Raw genomic sequence first — 17,442 nt, forward strand, 5'->3', positions numbered from 1 at the left:
GGATCGGAGTGAAAGGCTAATCAAGCTCGGAGATAGCTGGTTCTCCTCGAAAGCTATTTAGGTAGCGCCTCATGTATCACTGTAGGGGGTAGAGCACTGTTTCGGCTAGGGGGTCATCCCGACTTACCAAACCGATGCAAACTCCGAATACCTACAAGTGCCGAGCATGGGAGACACACGGCGGGTGCTAACGTCCGTCGTGAAAAGGGAAACAACCCAGACCGTCAGCTAAGGTCCCAAAGTTATGGTTAAGTGGGAAACGATGTGGGAAGGCTTAGACAGCTAGGAGGTTGGCTTAGAAGCAGCCACCCTTTAAAGAAAGCGTAATAGCTCACTAGTCGAGTCGGCCTGCGCGGAAGATGTAACGGGGCTCAAACCATACACCGAAGCTACGGGTATCACCTTCGGGTGATGCGGTAGAGGAGCGTTCTGTAAGCCTGTGAAGGTGAGTTGAGAAGCTTGCTGGAGGTATCAGAAGTGCGAATGCTGACATGAGTAACGACAATGGGTGTGAAAAACACCCACGCCGAAAGACCAAGGTTTCCTGCGCAACGTTAATCGACGCAGGGTTAGTCGGTCCCTAAGGCGAGGCTGAAAAGCGTAGTCGATGGAAAACAGGTTAATATTCCTGTACTTCTGGTTATTGCGATGGAGGGACGGAGAAGGCTAGGCCAGCTTGGCGTTGGTTGTCCAAGTTTAAGGTGGTAGGCTGGAATCTTAGGTAAATCCGGGATTCCAAGGCCGAGAGCTGATGACGAGTTACCTTTCAGGTGACGAAGTGGTTGATGCCATGCTTCCAAGAAAAGCTTCTAAGCTTCAGATAACCAGGAACCGTACCCCAAACCGACACAGGTGGTTGGGTAGAGAATACCAAGGCGCTTGAGAGAACTCGGGTGAAGGAACTAGGCAAAATGGCACCGTAACTTCGGGAGAAGGTGCGCCGGTGAGGGTGAAGGACTTGCTCCGTAAGCCCACGCCGGTCGAAGATACCAGGCCGCTGCGACTGTTTATTAAAAACACAGCACTCTGCAAACACGAAAGTGGACGTATAGGGTGTGACGCCTGCCCGGTGCCGGAAGGTTAATTGATGGGGTTAGCTAACGCGAAGCTCTTGATCGAAGCCCCGGTAAACGGCGGCCGTAACTATAACGGTCCTAAGGTAGCGAAATTCCTTGTCGGGTAAGTTCCGACCTGCACGAATGGCGTAACGATGGCGGCGCTGTCTCCACCCGAGACTCAGTGAAATTGAAATCGCTGTGAAGATGCAGTGTATCCGCGGCTAGACGGAAAGACCCCGTGAACCTTTACTATAGCTTTGCACTGGACTTTGAATTTGCTTGTGTAGGATAGGTGGGAGGCTTTGAAGCGTGGACGCCAGTTCGCGTGGAGCCATCCTTGAAATACCACCCTGGCAACTTTGAGGTTCTAACTCAGGTCCGTTATCCGGATCGAGGACAGTGTATGGTGGGTAGTTTGACTGGGGCGGTCTCCTCCTAAAGAGTAACGGAGGAGTACGAAGGTGCGCTCAGACCGGTCGGAAATCGGTCGTAGAGTATAAAGGCAAAAGCGCGCTTGACTGCGAGACAGACACGTCGAGCAGGTACGAAAGTAGGTCTTAGTGATCCGGTGGTTCTGTATGGAAGGGCCATCGCTCAACGGATAAAAGGTACTCCGGGGATAACAGGCTGATACCGCCCAAGAGTTCATATCGACGGCGGTGTTTGGCACCTCGATGTCGGCTCATCACATCCTGGGGCTGAAGCCGGTCCCAAGGGTATGGCTGTTCGCCATTTAAAGTGGTACGCGAGCTGGGTTTAGAACGTCGTGAGACAGTTCGGTCCCTATCTGCCGTGGACGTTTGAGATTTGAGAGGGGCTGCTCCTAGTACGAGAGGACCGGAGTGGACGAACCTCTGGTGTTCCGGTTGTCACGCCAGTGGCATTGCCGGGTAGCTATGTTCGGAATAGATAACCGCTGAAAGCATCTAAGCGGGAAACTAGCCTCAAGATGAGATCTCACTGGGACCTTGAGTCCCCTGAAGGGCCGTCGAAGACTACGACGTTGATAGGTTGGGTGTGTAAGCGCTGTGAGGCGTTGAGCTAACCAATACTAATTGCCCGTGAGGCTTGACCATATAACACCCAAGCAATTTGATGCTCCTAGTTGAAAAGACGAAAGAGACCAGATTGCGGTGTGTGAAGACGAAACGAACCGAAAGTTCGAAGTTCACAAAACACCGAAGCTATCACATACCCAATTTGCTGAAGCGAGGCCATCTGGTCACGACTCAGTACCCGAATTTCTTGACGACCATAGAGCGTTGGAACCACCTGATCCCATCCCGAACTCAGAAGTGAAACGATGCATCGCCGATGGTAGTGTGGGGTTTCCCCATGTGAGAGTAGGTCATCGTCAAGATTAAATTCCAAAACCCCTATCTGCGCATGCAGGTAGGGGTTTTGTTTTTGTATAAGTACAAGCTTTGTATAAAGCATGTACTGCTAATCAAGTCGTTTACCTGGTTAGTGATTGGATTATCTCAATCGAAAGAAGCAGGAATTAAGGTGTTGACAGCAGCGTGTAACGCTGTAGAATTCGCCTCCCGCTGATGAGAGATCTGAAGCGCAAGTGGTTGAAGTTGTTAAGGATTCCTTGAAAACTTCTGAAAAATACCACTTGACAGCAAATGAGGCTGCTGTAGAATGCGCGCCTCGGTTGAGACGAAAGATCTTAACCAACCGCTCTTTAACAACTGAATCAAGCAATTCGTGTGGGTGCTTGTGGAGTCAGACTGCTAGTCAACAGATTATCAGCATCACAAGTTACTCCGCGAGAAATCAAAGATGTAACCAACGATTGCTGAGCCAAGTTTAGGGTTTTCTCAAAACCCAAAGATGTTTGAACTGAAGAGTTTGATCATGGCTCAGATTGAACGCTGGCGGCAGGCCTAACACATGCAAGTCGAGCGGATGAAGAGAGCTTGCTCTCTGATTCAGCGGCGGACGGGTGAGTAATGCCTAGGAATCTGCCTGGTAGTGGGGGACAACGTCTCGAAAGGGACGCTAATACCGCATACGTCCTACGGGAGAAAGCAGGGGACCTTCGGGCCTTGCGCTATCAGATGAGCCTAGGTCGGATTAGCTAGTTGGTGAGGTAATGGCTCACCAAGGCGACGATCCGTAACTGGTCTGAGAGGATGATCAGTCACACTGGAACTGAGACACGGTCCAGACTCCTACGGGAGGCAGCAGTGGGGAATATTGGACAATGGGCGAAAGCCTGATCCAGCCATGCCGCGTGTGTGAAGAAGGTCTTCGGATTGTAAAGCACTTTAAGTTGGGAGGAAGGGCAGTAAATTAATACTTTGCTGTTTTGACGTTACCGACAGAATAAGCACCGGCTAACTCTGTGCCAGCAGCCGCGGTAATACAGAGGGTGCAAGCGTTAATCGGAATTACTGGGCGTAAAGCGCGCGTAGGTGGTTTGTTAAGTTGGATGTGAAATCCCCGGGCTCAACCTGGGAACTGCATTCAAAACTGACAAGCTAGAGTATGGTAGAGGGTGGTGGAATTTCCTGTGTAGCGGTGAAATGCGTAGATATAGGAAGGAACACCAGTGGCGAAGGCGACCACCTGGACTGATACTGACACTGAGGTGCGAAAGCGTGGGGAGCAAACAGGATTAGATACCCTGGTAGTCCACGCCGTAAACGATGTCAACTAGCCGTTGGGAGCCTTGAGCTCTTAGTGGCGCAGCTAACGCATTAAGTTGACCGCCTGGGGAGTACGGCCGCAAGGTTAAAACTCAAATGAATTGACGGGGGCCCGCACAAGCGGTGGAGCATGTGGTTTAATTCGAAGCAACGCGAAGAACCTTACCAGGCCTTGACATCCAATGAACTTTCCAGAGATGGATTGGTGCCTTCGGGAACATTGAGACAGGTGCTGCATGGCTGTCGTCAGCTCGTGTCGTGAGATGTTGGGTTAAGTCCCGTAACGAGCGCAACCCTTGTCCTTAGTTACCAGCACGTAATGGTGGGCACTCTAAGGAGACTGCCGGTGACAAACCGGAGGAAGGTGGGGATGACGTCAAGTCATCATGGCCCTTACGGCCTGGGCTACACACGTGCTACAATGGTCGGTACAGAGGGTTGCCAAGCCGCGAGGTGGAGCTAATCCCATAAAACCGATCGTAGTCCGGATCGCAGTCTGCAACTCGACTGCGTGAAGTCGGAATCGCTAGTAATCGCGAATCAGAATGTCGCGGTGAATACGTTCCCGGGCCTTGTACACACCGCCCGTCACACCATGGGAGTGGGTTGCACCAGAAGTAGCTAGTCTAACCTTCGGGAGGACGGTTACCACGGTGTGATTCATGACTGGGGTGAAGTCGTAACAAGGTAGCCGTAGGGGAACCTGCGGCTGGATCACCTCCTTAATCGACGACTCAGCTGCTTCATGAGCTCCCACACGAATTGCTTGATTCATGCGTTTGTAAAAGCGCAGAGCTAAATATTCGCTTCGAATACTTAGCTCTGAACTTTTTCAGAACCGTTCTTTAAAAATTTGGGTATGTGATAGAAAGATAGACTGAACGTTACTTTCACTGGTAACGGATCAGGCTAAGGTAAAATTTGTGAGTTCTCTTAGTTGAGAAATTCGAATTTTCGGCGAATGTCGTCTTCACAGTATAACCAGATTGCTTGGGGTTATATGGTCAAGTGAAGAAGCGCATACGGTGGATGCCTTGGCAGTCAGAGGCGATGAAAGACGTGGTAGCCTGCGAAAAGCTTCGGGGAGTCGGCAAACAGACTTTGATCCGGAGATGTCTGAATGGGGGAACCCAGCCATCATAAGATGGTTATCTTGTACTGAATACATAGGTGCAAGAGGCGAACCAGGGGAACTGAAACATCTAAGTACCCTGAGGAAAAGAAATCAACCGAGATTCCCTTAGTAGTGGCGAGCGAACGGGGACTAGCCCTTAAGTGGCTTTGAGATTAGCGGAACGCTCTGGAAAGTGCGGCCATAGTGGGTGATAGCCCTGTACGCGAAAATCTCTTAGTCATGAAATCGAGTAGGACGGAGCACGAGAAACTTTGTCTGAATATGGGGGGACCATCCTCCAAGGCTAAATACTACTGACTGACCGATAGTGAACTAGTACCGTGAGGGAAAGGCGAAAAGAACCCCGGAGAGGGGAGTGAAATAGATCCTGAAACCGTATGCGTACAAGCAGTGGGAGCCCACTTTGTTGGGTGACTGCGTACCTTTTGTATAATGGGTCAGCGACTTATTTTCAGTGGCGAGCTTAACCGAATAGGGGAGGCGTAGCGAAAGCGAGTCTTAATAGGGCGTCTAGTCGCTGGGAATAGACCCGAAACCGGGCGATCTATCCATGGGCAGGTTGAAGGTTAGGTAACACTGACTGGAGGACCGAACCGACTACCGTTGAAAAGTTAGCGGATGACCTGTGGATCGGAGTGAAAGGCTAATCAAGCTCGGAGATAGCTGGTTCTCCTCGAAAGCTATTTAGGTAGCGCCTCATGTATCACTGTAGGGGGTAGAGCACTGTTTCGGCTAGGGGGTCATCCCGACTTACCAAACCGATGCAAACTCCGAATACCTACAAGTGCCGAGCATGGGAGACACACGGCGGGTGCTAACGTCCGTCGTGAAAAGGGAAACAACCCAGACCGTCAGCTAAGGTCCCAAAGTTATGGTTAAGTGGGAAACGATGTGGGAAGGCTTAGACAGCTAGGAGGTTGGCTTAGAAGCAGCCACCCTTTAAAGAAAGCGTAATAGCTCACTAGTCGAGTCGGCCTGCGCGGAAGATGTAACGGGGCTCAAACCATACACCGAAGCTACGGGTATCACCTTCGGGTGATGCGGTAGAGGAGCGTTCTGTAAGCCTGTGAAGGTGAGTTGAGAAGCTTGCTGGAGGTATCAGAAGTGCGAATGCTGACATGAGTAACGACAATGGGTGTGAAAAACACCCACGCCGAAAGACCAAGGTTTCCTGCGCAACGTTAATCGACGCAGGGTTAGTCGGTCCCTAAGGCGAGGCTGAAAAGCGTAGTCGATGGAAAACAGGTTAATATTCCTGTACTTCTGGTTATTGCGATGGAGGGACGGAGAAGGCTAGGCCAGCTTGGCGTTGGTTGTCCAAGTTTAAGGTGGTAGGCTGGAATCTTAGGTAAATCCGGGATTCCAAGGCCGAGAGCTGATGACGAGTTACCTTTCAGGTGACGAAGTGGTTGATGCCATGCTTCCAAGAAAAGCTTCTAAGCTTCAGATAACCAGGAACCGTACCCCAAACCGACACAGGTGGTTGGGTAGAGAATACCAAGGCGCTTGAGAGAACTCGGGTGAAGGAACTAGGCAAAATGGCACCGTAACTTCGGGAGAAGGTGCGCCGGTGAGGGTGAAGGACTTGCTCCGTAAGCCCACGCCGGTCGAAGATACCAGGCCGCTGCGACTGTTTATTAAAAACACAGCACTCTGCAAACACGAAAGTGGACGTATAGGGTGTGACGCCTGCCCGGTGCCGGAAGGTTAATTGATGGGGTTAGCTAACGCGAAGCTCTTGATCGAAGCCCCGGTAAACGGCGGCCGTAACTATAACGGTCCTAAGGTAGCGAAATTCCTTGTCGGGTAAGTTCCGACCTGCACGAATGGCGTAACGATGGCGGCGCTGTCTCCACCCGAGACTCAGTGAAATTGAAATCGCTGTGAAGATGCAGTGTATCCGCGGCTAGACGGAAAGACCCCGTGAACCTTTACTATAGCTTTGCACTGGACTTTGAATTTGCTTGTGTAGGATAGGTGGGAGGCTTTGAAGCGTGGACGCCAGTTCGCGTGGAGCCATCCTTGAAATACCACCCTGGCAACTTTGAGGTTCTAACTCAGGTCCGTTATCCGGATCGAGGACAGTGTATGGTGGGTAGTTTGACTGGGGCGGTCTCCTCCTAAAGAGTAACGGAGGAGTACGAAGGTGCGCTCAGACCGGTCGGAAATCGGTCGTAGAGTATAAAGGCAAAAGCGCGCTTGACTGCGAGACAGACACGTCGAGCAGGTACGAAAGTAGGTCTTAGTGATCCGGTGGTTCTGTATGGAAGGGCCATCGCTCAACGGATAAAAGGTACTCCGGGGATAACAGGCTGATACCGCCCAAGAGTTCATATCGACGGCGGTGTTTGGCACCTCGATGTCGGCTCATCACATCCTGGGGCTGAAGCCGGTCCCAAGGGTATGGCTGTTCGCCATTTAAAGTGGTACGCGAGCTGGGTTTAGAACGTCGTGAGACAGTTCGGTCCCTATCTGCCGTGGACGTTTGAGATTTGAGAGGGGCTGCTCCTAGTACGAGAGGACCGGAGTGGACGAACCTCTGGTGTTCCGGTTGTCACGCCAGTGGCATTGCCGGGTAGCTATGTTCGGAATAGATAACCGCTGAAAGCATCTAAGCGGGAAACTAGCCTCAAGATGAGATCTCACTGGGACCTTGAGTCCCCTGAAGGGCCGTCGAAGACTACGACGTTGATAGGTTGGGTGTGTAAGCGCTGTGAGGCGTTGAGCTAACCAATACTAATTGCCCGTGAGGCTTGACCATATAACACCCAAGCAATTTGATGCTCCTAGTTGAAAAGACGAAAGAGACCAGATTGCGGTGTGTGAAGACGCAACGAACCGAAAGTTCGAAGTTCACAAAACACCGAAGCTATCACATACCCAATTTGCTGAAGCGAGGCCATCTGGTCACGACTCAGTACCCGAATTTCTTGACGACCATAGAGCGTTGGAACCACCTGATCCCATCCCGAACTCAGAAGTGAAACGATGCATCGCCGATGGTAGTGTGGGGTTTCCCCATGTGAGAGTAGGTCATCGTCAAGATTAAATTCCAAAACCCCTATCTGCGCATGCAGGTAGGGGTTTTGTCTTTGTGGCAATCGCTAATCCTCCTGTAGGAGCGAGCACGCTCGCGATGAACCGGAGAGCGCCACGGGGTATCAGGCCCCCAGCCTTATCGTTGACGACCATCATCGGAACGCCGCCCGGAGCATGCTCGCTCCTAAAAATGAAGCCAACCGCCTTCAATGTTAAAGTCGTCCCTCGATTTGCGCTTTCCAAGGAAGCCTTTATGCCGGACGCAACGTCCCTCAGTGCTGGTTTTATGGTGGTTCACGGCAATCGCCTGGACGAGTTACGCAGCCTGGTGGTGAGCTGGATGCGGCGCTACCCGCTGGCCCCCCTGGAAAATGAAATCGCCCTGGTGCAGAGCAACGGCATCGCGCAATGGCTTAAGCTGGCACTCGCCGAAGATCCTGAAGACGACGACATGGGCGGCTGCGGGATCGCCGCCGCCATCGATGTGCAATTGCCCGGCAGTTTCATGTGGCAGCTCTACCGGATGGTCCTGGGTCGCGACGAGATCCCGGCCAAGTCGCTGCTGGATAAAGCCCCCCTGACCTGGCGCCTGATGCGTCTGCTGCCGCAGTTGATCAATCAGCCACACTTCGAGCCGCTCCAGCGTTTTCTCACGCATGACCCCGATTTGCGCAAACGCTATCAACTGGCTGAGCGACTGGCGGATCTGTTCGACCAGTACCAGGTGTACCGCGCCGATTGGCTCGAAGACTGGGCGCAAGGTCGTCACCAGTTACGTAACGGCAGGGGCGAAGCCAAGCTGCTGACTGCTGCCAATGCCTGGCAGGCAGAGTTGTGGCGTGCACTGTTGCTGGATGTCGGTGAAGAAGGAATGGCGCAAAGCCGGGCCGGCGTGCATCAGCGGTTTATCGAACGCATCAACAGCCTCGACGTGGCTCCGAGTGGATTACCGTCACGGGTCATCGTATTCGGCATTTCCTCGTTGCCCGCTCAAGCCCTCGAGGCCCTGGCCGGACTGGCTCGGTTCAGCCAGGTGCTGCTGTGCGTGCACAACCCCTGTCGTCACCATTGGGCAGACATCGTCGCCGACAAAGACCTGTTGCGTCATCAATACAAACGGCAGGCGCGCAAAAGTGGCATGCCGGGCGTTCTCGATCCGCAAACCCTGCATCAACACGCGCATCCCTTACTGGCTGCATGGGGCAAGCAGGGACGGGACTACATCAACCTGCTCGACAGCTACGATGATCCCAACAGCTATCGCTCGGCGTTTCGTGACGGGCGCATCGACCTGTTCAGTGAAAGCCAACCGCTGCATATGCTCAACCAGTTGCAAGACGACATCCTTGAGTTGCGTCCATTGGGCGAAACCCGTGAATACTGGCCAGCCGTGGAACTGCAGAAAGACTCGTCGATCCGCTTCCACATTGCCCACAGCGCCCAGCGCGAAGTGGAGATCCTGCACGATCAGTTGCTCGCACGCTTCAGCGCCGATCCGCTTTTACGTCCCCGGGATGTGATTGTCATGGTCCCGGACATCGACGCCTATGCCCCGCATATTCGCGCGGTGTTCGGTCAGCTTGAGCGTCACGACCCGCGCTTCATACCCTTCACCCTCGCGGACCAAGGGCAGCGCGGCCGTGACCCGCTGTTGATCGCGGTGGAGCATCTGCTCAAGTTGCCAGACAGCCGTTTCCCGGTCAGCGAGATTCTCGACCTGCTGGACGTCCCGGCGCTACGGGAGCGCTTCGGCGTGGAGGAACGTGACCTGCCGACCCTGCATCGCTGGATCGAAGGCGCGGGTATCCGCTGGGGGATGAACGCCGAGCAGCGCGCAGGCCTGGGCCTGCCCGAGGCATTGGAGCAAAACAGTTGGCGTTTTGGCTTGCGGCGCATGTTGCTCGGGTATGCCGTTGGCAGTTCCGGTGCCTGTGGCGGCATCGAACCCTACGACGAGATCGGTGGTCTGGATGCCGCGCTCATAGGCCCGCTGGTTGCGCTACTGGACGCACTGGAAATTGCCCACCACGAGCTCTCTCAACCGGCATCGCCGCAGCAATGGAGCCAGCGCTTGCAGGCATTGGTGGCACTGTTCTTCCAGGCCAGTAATGAGCACGACGAGTATTTGTTGACGCAGCTGGAAACGTTACGCGAAACCTGGCTGGAAAACTGTGAGTCAGTTGGCTTGCACGACGAACTACCGCTGACCGTCGTCCGTGAAGCCTGGTTGGCCGGTCTCGATCAGGGTCGATTGTCCCAGCGTTTTCTGGCTGGAGCGGTCAACTTCTGTACCTTGATGCCCATGCGCGCGATTCCGTTCAAACTGGTGTGCCTGCTGGGGATGAACGATGGTGATTACCCGCGGGCACAGCCGCCACTGGACTTCGACCTCATGGGCAGCGACTACCGGCCTGGCGATCGCTCGCGGCGTGAGGACGACCGCTATTTGCTGCTGGAGGCATTGTTGTCGGCGCGCGATCAACTCTACATAAGCTGGGTCGGTCGCAGCATTCGCGATAACAGCGAGCGCCCGGCATCCGTGCTGATCGGCCAGCTCCGTGACCACCTGGCCAGCGGTTGGCGATTGGCCGATGCCGAGGAAGGCTTGCTTGAGGCCATGACCCAGGAGCATCCGCTGCAACCCTTCAGTGCCCGTTACTTCCACCAGGGTGATGCCCTGTTCAGCTATGCCAGCGAGTGGCAGGTGCTTCACCAGGCCGGTGGGCATGCGCCTGGCCATGAGATGCTCGATGCCCACATCCAGGAGGAACCGCTGAGTCTTGGGCAACTGCAGGATTTCTTGCGCAACCCGGTGCGACATTTCTTCAGTCAGCGATTGAAGGTGTTCTTTGAAGCTGCAGAAGCGCCTTTGGCCGATGAAGAACCCTTTGTCCTCGATGCCTTGCAACGCTATGGCCTGAGCGACAGTTTGCTCGGCGCGGCGTTGGCAGACCTGGAAAATACCGAGCAGGTGCTGGAGGCGCAGGCCAGTCGCCTGCAAAACAGTGGGCTGCTGCCCATGGCAGGATTTGGCGAATGCCTGCAACGTGAGTTGATCGAACCCTTGCCGGATCTGCTTGCGCGTTATCAACAGCTCCTGGCGTTATGGCCAACACCCCTGAGCAGTGCCCTGCCAGTCAATCTGCAAGTGGACGACCTGCGTATCGAGGGCTGGCTCAGTGGCCTGCATCAACGGGCAGACGGGGGCTTGCTGGCAGTCACGACGATCCCCAACAGCATTGGTTCGATCAAGACCCGCAAGTGGCATCGGCTGACACGACCGTGGGTCAATCATCTGGTGGCGTGCGCCAGCGGCATGCCGATGACCACGGCCTTGGTCGCCAGTGATGACAGCCTGCTACTCGACCCGATTGCACAGGAGAGTGCCTTGGGAACCCTGGGTGATCTGTTACTGGCCTGGCAATCCGGAATGCGCCAACCCCTGCCGATAGCGGTCAAGACCGCCTTTGCATGGCTCGGGCAGACCGACCCGGCCAAAGCCCAGGCAGCGGCCCGCAAGGCCTATGAGGGGGACGGCTTGACCACTGACGGCGAGCGCCGCGAAAGCATGGCGCTGGCCCGTCAGTTCGCCGATTACGACGCCCTGGTCGCCGACGAGACATTCGTCGATTGGTGCGATGCCTTGTATCGACCACTGCTCGAGGCCCCTTGGCGCTCAGTGTCCAGTGAGGAAGCTCGCCCATGACCACCCAGACACCCTTGGCCCTGGCGTTCCCGCTGCGAGGCAGTCAACTGATCGAAGCCAGCGCCGGGACCGGCAAGACCTTTACCATTTCCGCACTCTACCTGCGCCTGGTTCTGGGTCACGGTGGCGAATCCAGCGATGGACAGCACACGGGTTTCGGTCGTGAACTGCTGCCGCCACAGATCCTCGTGGTGACCTTCACCGATGCCGCCACCAAAGAGCTGCGCGAACGCATCCGTACGCGACTGGCAGAAGCCGCACGGTTTTTCCGCGACGAAACGCCGGCCCCCGACGCACTGATCAACCAGCTGCGGCAAGAGTACGCGCCGGAACAGTGGCCCGGCTGCGCCAACCGCCTGGACATCGCCGCGCAATGGATGGATGAGGCGGCCGTGTCGACCATCCACAGTTGGTGCCAGCGCATGTTGCGCGAGCACGCTTTCGACAGCGGTAGCCTGTTCACTCAGACTTTGGAAACCGACCACAGCGATCTGCTGGGGGAAGTGCTGCGCGATTACTGGCGCTTGTTCTGCTATCCGATGCAGGGCGATGCATTGAATTGGGTGCGCAGCAATTGGGGCGGTCCGGCGGCCTTGTTGCCGCGAATCCGCGGGCTGTTCGCCAGCGCGCGGGACACCCTCGCCGGTAAGGAGCCGGCGCAATTGATCACCGAGTGCCTGCAGGAGCGGCGAGCCGCCTTGCTTGAGCTGAAGATGCCGTGGCGCCAGTGGGCCGACGAGTTGCTGGCCCTGTGTCACGAAGGTGTCGCCAGCAAGAGTGTCGACGGGCGCAAGATGCAGGCGCGGTACTTCGAACCCTGGTTCGAGAAAATCAAAGCCTGGGCCGAAGACGAGTCCCTCGAGCAACTGGACATCGGCACCGGCTTCACGCGCCTGACGCCTGAGGGTATGGCAGAAGCCTGGAAGAAAGGCGTCGCGCCGGATCATCCAGGCCTGGACGCGATGCCCGCGCTCAAGGCCTGTCTTGATGGCTTGCCGACGCCCGATGCGGCCGTACTGCAACACGCTGCCCATTGGGTGGGGGCGCGTTTCGAAGAGGAAAAGCGCCGTCGTGCGGAAATGGGCTTCGACGACATGTTGCTGCGCCTGGACGCGGCGCTGCAAAGCGATGGTGGCGAGCGACTGGCGAGCTTGATCCGCGAACAGTTCCCGGTGGCATTGATCGATGAATTCCAGGACACCGACCCGGTGCAGTACCGGATCTTCGAGAGCATCTACCGCATTGAAGACAACAGCCCCGACAGCGGGCTGTTCCTGATCGGCGACCCGAAGCAGGCGATCTACGCCTTCCGCGGCGCCGACATCTATACCTACTTGCGGGCCCGCCAGGCGACCACAGGCCGCCTGCATACCCTGGGCACCAACTTCCGTTCGAGCCATGGCATGGTCAGTGCCGTGAACCATGTGTTCGACTATGCCGAGTCTCGCGAGTCCGGGCGCGGGGCGTTCCTGTTCCGGGAGAACAATGGCGATAACCCGGTGCCCTTCCAGCCTGTCGAGTCCCAGGGGCGCAAGGAAGTCCTGCGCATCGATCATCAGGCAGTACCGGCATTGAACATCTGGCACCTGTGCGCCGAGCAGCCGTTGTCCGGTGTGGTCTATCGCCAACAACTGGCCGCCGCCTGTGCCAGCGAAATCACCGCCTTGCTCAACGGCGGACAACAAGGCGTTGCGGGCTTCGTGCGCGATGACCAGCCGCTCAGAGGCTTGATGCCTGCGGACATTGCCATCCTCGTGCGTGATGGCAAGGAAGCGCAGGCGGTGCGTACCGAGCTCGCTAACCGAGGCGTGCGCAGCGTTTATCTGTCGGACAAGGATTCGGTGTTCGCCGCGCAGGAAGCCCATGACGTGCTAACCTGGCTCAAGGCCTGCGCCGAGCCGGACGTCGAGCGGCCACTGCGCGCGGCACTGGCCAGCATCACGCTGAATCTGTCGTTGGTCGAGCTTGAGCAATTGAACCAGGACGAACTGGCCTGGGAAGCGCGGGTCATGCAGTTTCGCCGCTATCGCGAGATTTGGCGAAAGCAGGGCGTGTTGCCAATGCTGCGACGCTTGCTGCATGACTTCAAGCTGCCCCAGGCATTGATAGCGCGCAGCGATGGCGAGCGGGTCCTGACCAACCTGCTGCACCTGTCCGAGTTGCTGCAACAGGCGGCCGCCGAACTTGATGGCGAGCAGGCATTGATCCGGCATTTGTCCGAGCACCTGGCATTGTCGGGCCAGGCGGGTGAAGAGCAGATCCTGCGTCTGGAAAGCGACGAGCAACTGGTCAAGGTCGTGACCATCCACAAGTCCAAGGGGCTGGAGTACCCGTTGGTGTTCCTGCCGTTCATTTGCTCGGCGAAACCGGTGGATGGCAGCCGTCTGCCGTTGCATTACCACGACGCCGCAGGCAAGGCCCAAGTGACGTTGAACCCCACGGCCGAATTGATCGCCCTGGCCGATGATGAGCGCCTGGCCGAAGACCTGCGCCTGTTGTATGTGGCGCTGACCCGGGCGCAACATGCCTGCTGGCTGGGCGTGGCGGATCTCAAGCGCGGCAATAACAACAGCTCGGTGCTGCACCTGTCGGCGCTCGGGTATCTGTTGGGTGGCGGTGCTTGCTTGAACGAGTCGGCGGGCTTGCAGGCCTGGTTGCGAGACCTTCAACAGGGCTGTCCGGCGATTGGTCTTGAACAAATGCCTGAAGCCACCCGCGAGCACTACCATCCACCGCAGAACACCGCTGCGTTGCTGGCACCGTTGACCGTGCAACGCAAGGCCAGTGAAAACTGGTGGATTGCTTCTTACAGCGCCTTGCGCATCGGCGACAGCCTGAGTATCGGCAGTGATCAGGCGCCCGAAAGTGCACAGGCACAGAAACTCTTCGACGACGAACGTCTCGACCCGCATACCCCTCGAGAGATGGTGGCCGGCGGTGCCGATATCCATCGATTCCCCCGTGGCCCGAACCCGGGCACCTTTCTCCATGGGTTGCTCGAATGGGCAGGCAACGAAGGTTTTGCCGTCACCGGGCAAGCCGTGGAAGATGCGATTGCCCGTCGCTGCAATCGCCGTGGCTGGGAAGGCTGGATCAGCACGCTGAGTGAATGGCTGCAGCATCTGCTCAAGTCGCCGTTGCCGCTGGGCAGCGGCGAGGCACCGGTGGTATTCGGGCAGTTGACCCAGTACCGTGTCGAAATGGAGTTCTGGTTCGCCAGCCACAAGGTCGATGTGCTCAAGCTCGATGCGCTGGTGTGTCAATACACCCACAACGGTGTGCCTCGGGTGGCCGCCGAATCGGTGTTGCTCAACGGCATGTTCAAGGGCTTCATCGACCTGACGTTCGAGCATGACGGCCGCTATTACGTCGCCGACTACAAATCCAACTGGCTCGGCGTCGACGACGCGGCCTATACCGCGCAGGCCATGGAGCAGTCGATTCTCGACAACCGCTACGACCTGCAATACGTGTTGTACCTGCTGGCCCTGCACCGCCAGCTCAAGGCCCGGCTTGCCGATTACGATTACGACCGGCATGTCGGAGGCGCGCTGTACCTGTTCCTGCGCGGTACCCGTGCGCCAAGCCAGGGCGTGTATTTTGCCCGCCCACCCAAGGTGCTGATCGAGCAACTGGACCGCCTGTTTCAGGGCAAGCCGCAGCCCAGGGTCGAACCCGCCTGGGAACAGGGAGAACTGCTATGAACCGCACCTTCGCCAATGTACTGTCGACGCCATTGAGTGCCGACAGCCTGGCGCAACTCAGCCCTTTGACGCGTGCCGAAGACTTGTTGCTGTTGCTCACGCGTTGGGTCGAGCGCGGCTGGTTGCGAGCACTGGACAAGGCCTTCGTCGGTTTTCTTCACGAGCTGGCTCCGAACGATGATCCGCTGGTACTGCTGGCGGCGGCATTGACCAGTCACCAGTTGGGTCATGGGCATGTGTGCCTGGACCTGTTCGAAACCCTCAAGGAGCCGGACTTCGCCCTGTCGCTGCCCCCGGAAGGCGACCTGCAAGGTGGCGCGATGTTGCTGCCATCGCAACTGCTGGAAGGGCTGGATGGCGCCCACTGGTGCAAGGTGCTGGCCGCCAGCAGCCTGGTCGCATTGGCGGCGGACGAGCGCGACAGCGTGCATCAGCGGCCTCTGGTGTTGGCCGGCAAGCGTCTGTACCTGCGACGCTACTGGACCTACGAACGACGTATCGACAATGCGTTGCGTGAGCGACTGACGGTGCACGAGAACGCACCAGGGGACTTGTTGCAGCGCCTGACGGGGCTATTCGGTCCGGCCAGGCCCGGTGAGGTCGTCGACTGGCAAAAACTCGCTTGCGCCCTGGCGACTCGCAGCGCTTTCAGTATCGTCACCGGCGGTCCGGGAACCGGCAAGACCACCACGGTGGTGCGCTTGCTCGCCTTACTCCAGGCACCGGCCGTAGAGGCGGGCAAGCCGCTGCGCATTCGTCTTGCGGCGCCAACCGGCAAGGCGGCGGCGCGGCTGACCGAGTCCATCAGCGCACAAGTGCGAACGCTGAAAGTCACTGAAGCCATCCGCGAGAAAATCCCCTCTGACGTCACCACCGTGCACCGCCTGCTCGGCAGCCGCCCGGGGACGCGACATTTCCGTCACCACGCCGGCAATCACTTGCCGCTGGATGTACTGGTGGTGGACGAAGCGTCGATGATCGACCTGGAAATGATGGCCAACCTGCTCGATGCACTGCCGGCCCATGCCCGCCTGGTGCTGTTGGGTGACAAGGACCAACTGGCGTCGGTGGAGGCCGGTGCCGTGCTGGGCGATCTGTGTCGCGACGCCGAAGCGGGCTGGTATAGCCCACACACTCGACAATGGCTGCAAACCGTCAGTGGCGAAAGCCTGGAAGGCAGCGGGCTGCAGGAAGACACCCAGGGCACCCATCCGCTGGCCCAGCAAGTGGTGATGTTGCGCCACTCGCGGCGTTTCGGCGAAGGCAGCGGCATTGGCCAGTTGGCTCGTTGGGTGAACCAGCAACAGCCCGCGCAAGCCCGCAAGTTGCTGGCGGCGCGAAGCCACGACGATGTGTTCAGCCTGTCCCTGCGCAATGAACAGGATCGGGCGCTGGAGCGCCTGTTGCTCGAAGGTCATGGTGAGGGGCCGCAAGGCTACCGCTATTACTTGAGCCTGCTGCGCAACCAGCGTCCAGCGCTCGATTGTCCCCTGGAAGATGCGCGCTGGACCGATTGGGCCCGGCAGGTTTTGCAGGCGTTCGACGCCTTCCAGTTGTTGTGCGCGGTGCGCAAAGGCCCGTGGGGCGTGGAAGGCTTGAACCAGCGGGTGACCGACGCCTTGCTGAAGGCACGGCTGATCGACAGCGACCAGCAGTGGTACGAAGGCCGGCCAGTGCTGATGACCCGCAACGATTACGGCCTGGGCTTGATGAATGGCGACATCGGCATTGCCCTCAAGCTTCCCGAGCGCGAGGGGCCCGAGGCCGGGAAACCGGTGCTGCGAGTCGCGTTCCCGAGGAACGACGGCCAGGGCGGTGTGCGTTTTGTGTTGCCCAGTCGCCTCAATGATGTCGAAACCGTGTACGCCATGACCGTGCACAAATCCCAAGGCTCGGAATTCGCCCACACCGCGTTGATCCTGCCCGATGCCCTGAACCCGGTGCTCACCAAGGAGCTGATCTATACCGGCATCACCCGGGCCAAGGATTGGTTCACATTGATCGAGCCTCGGGCTGGCGTCTTCGAAGAGGCGGTGCGACGTCGGGTCAAACGCTTGAGCGGGCTGATGCTGGAACTCAAGGAGGCGAGCGCCTGACAGCGCTCGCAACGCATCTGCCAAAAAGTGGACGTTGCACTTCACGCCAT

3 protein-coding genes and 5 rRNA genes (1 of these 8 running past the window's edge) are annotated in these 17,442 nt (G+C 57.3%); all 8 read left to right on the forward strand.

The features are described 5' to 3' along the window. Positions 1 to 2,134 (forward strand): 23S ribosomal RNA (locus tag HGP31_RS03680) (it extends 760 nt beyond the left edge of the window). A gap of 168 nt (positions 2,135 to 2,302) precedes the next feature. Further along, positions 2,303 to 2,418 (forward strand): 5S ribosomal RNA (gene rrf / locus HGP31_RS03685). 482 nt (positions 2,419 to 2,900) lie between these two features. After that, a 16S ribosomal RNA gene (locus HGP31_RS03690) occupies positions 2,901 to 4,437 on the forward strand. 277 nt (positions 4,438 to 4,714) lie between these two features. Next, positions 4,715 to 7,608: ribosomal RNA gene (locus HGP31_RS03695) — 23S ribosomal RNA — on the forward strand. Positions 7,609 to 7,776: 168 nt separating this feature from the next. After that, positions 7,777 to 7,892, forward strand: a 5S ribosomal RNA gene (rrf, locus tag HGP31_RS03700). Together the 16S, 23S and 5S rRNA genes form the textbook arrangement of a ribosomal RNA operon. A 247-nt stretch (positions 7,893 to 8,139) precedes the next feature. Next, on the forward strand, positions 8,140 to 11,592 hold the full coding sequence (gene recC, locus HGP31_RS03705; protein WP_168757193.1) for an exodeoxyribonuclease V subunit gamma: 3,453 nt from the start codon (positions 8,140 to 8,142) through the stop codon (positions 11,590 to 11,592). Continuing rightward, positions 11,589 to 15,296 (forward strand): exodeoxyribonuclease V subunit beta, encoded by a 3,708-nt coding sequence (recB, locus tag HGP31_RS03710; protein WP_168757194.1) that lies wholly within the window; start codon positions 11,589 to 11,591, stop codon positions 15,294 to 15,296. Before recC ends, recB begins: the two co-directional genes overlap by 4 nt. Further along, positions 15,293 to 17,392: an exodeoxyribonuclease V subunit alpha gene (recD, locus tag HGP31_RS03715; protein WP_168757195.1), complete on the forward strand. Its 2,100-nt coding sequence runs from the start codon at positions 15,293 to 15,295 to the stop codon at positions 17,390 to 17,392. Before recB ends, recD begins: the two co-directional genes overlap by 4 nt. Positions 17,393 to 17,442: the final 50 nt, after the last annotated feature.

The organism is Pseudomonas umsongensis (genome assembly GCF_012647205.1).
GTDB classification, from domain to species: Bacteria; Pseudomonadota; Gammaproteobacteria; order Pseudomonadales; family Pseudomonadaceae; genus Aquipseudomonas; species Aquipseudomonas umsongensis.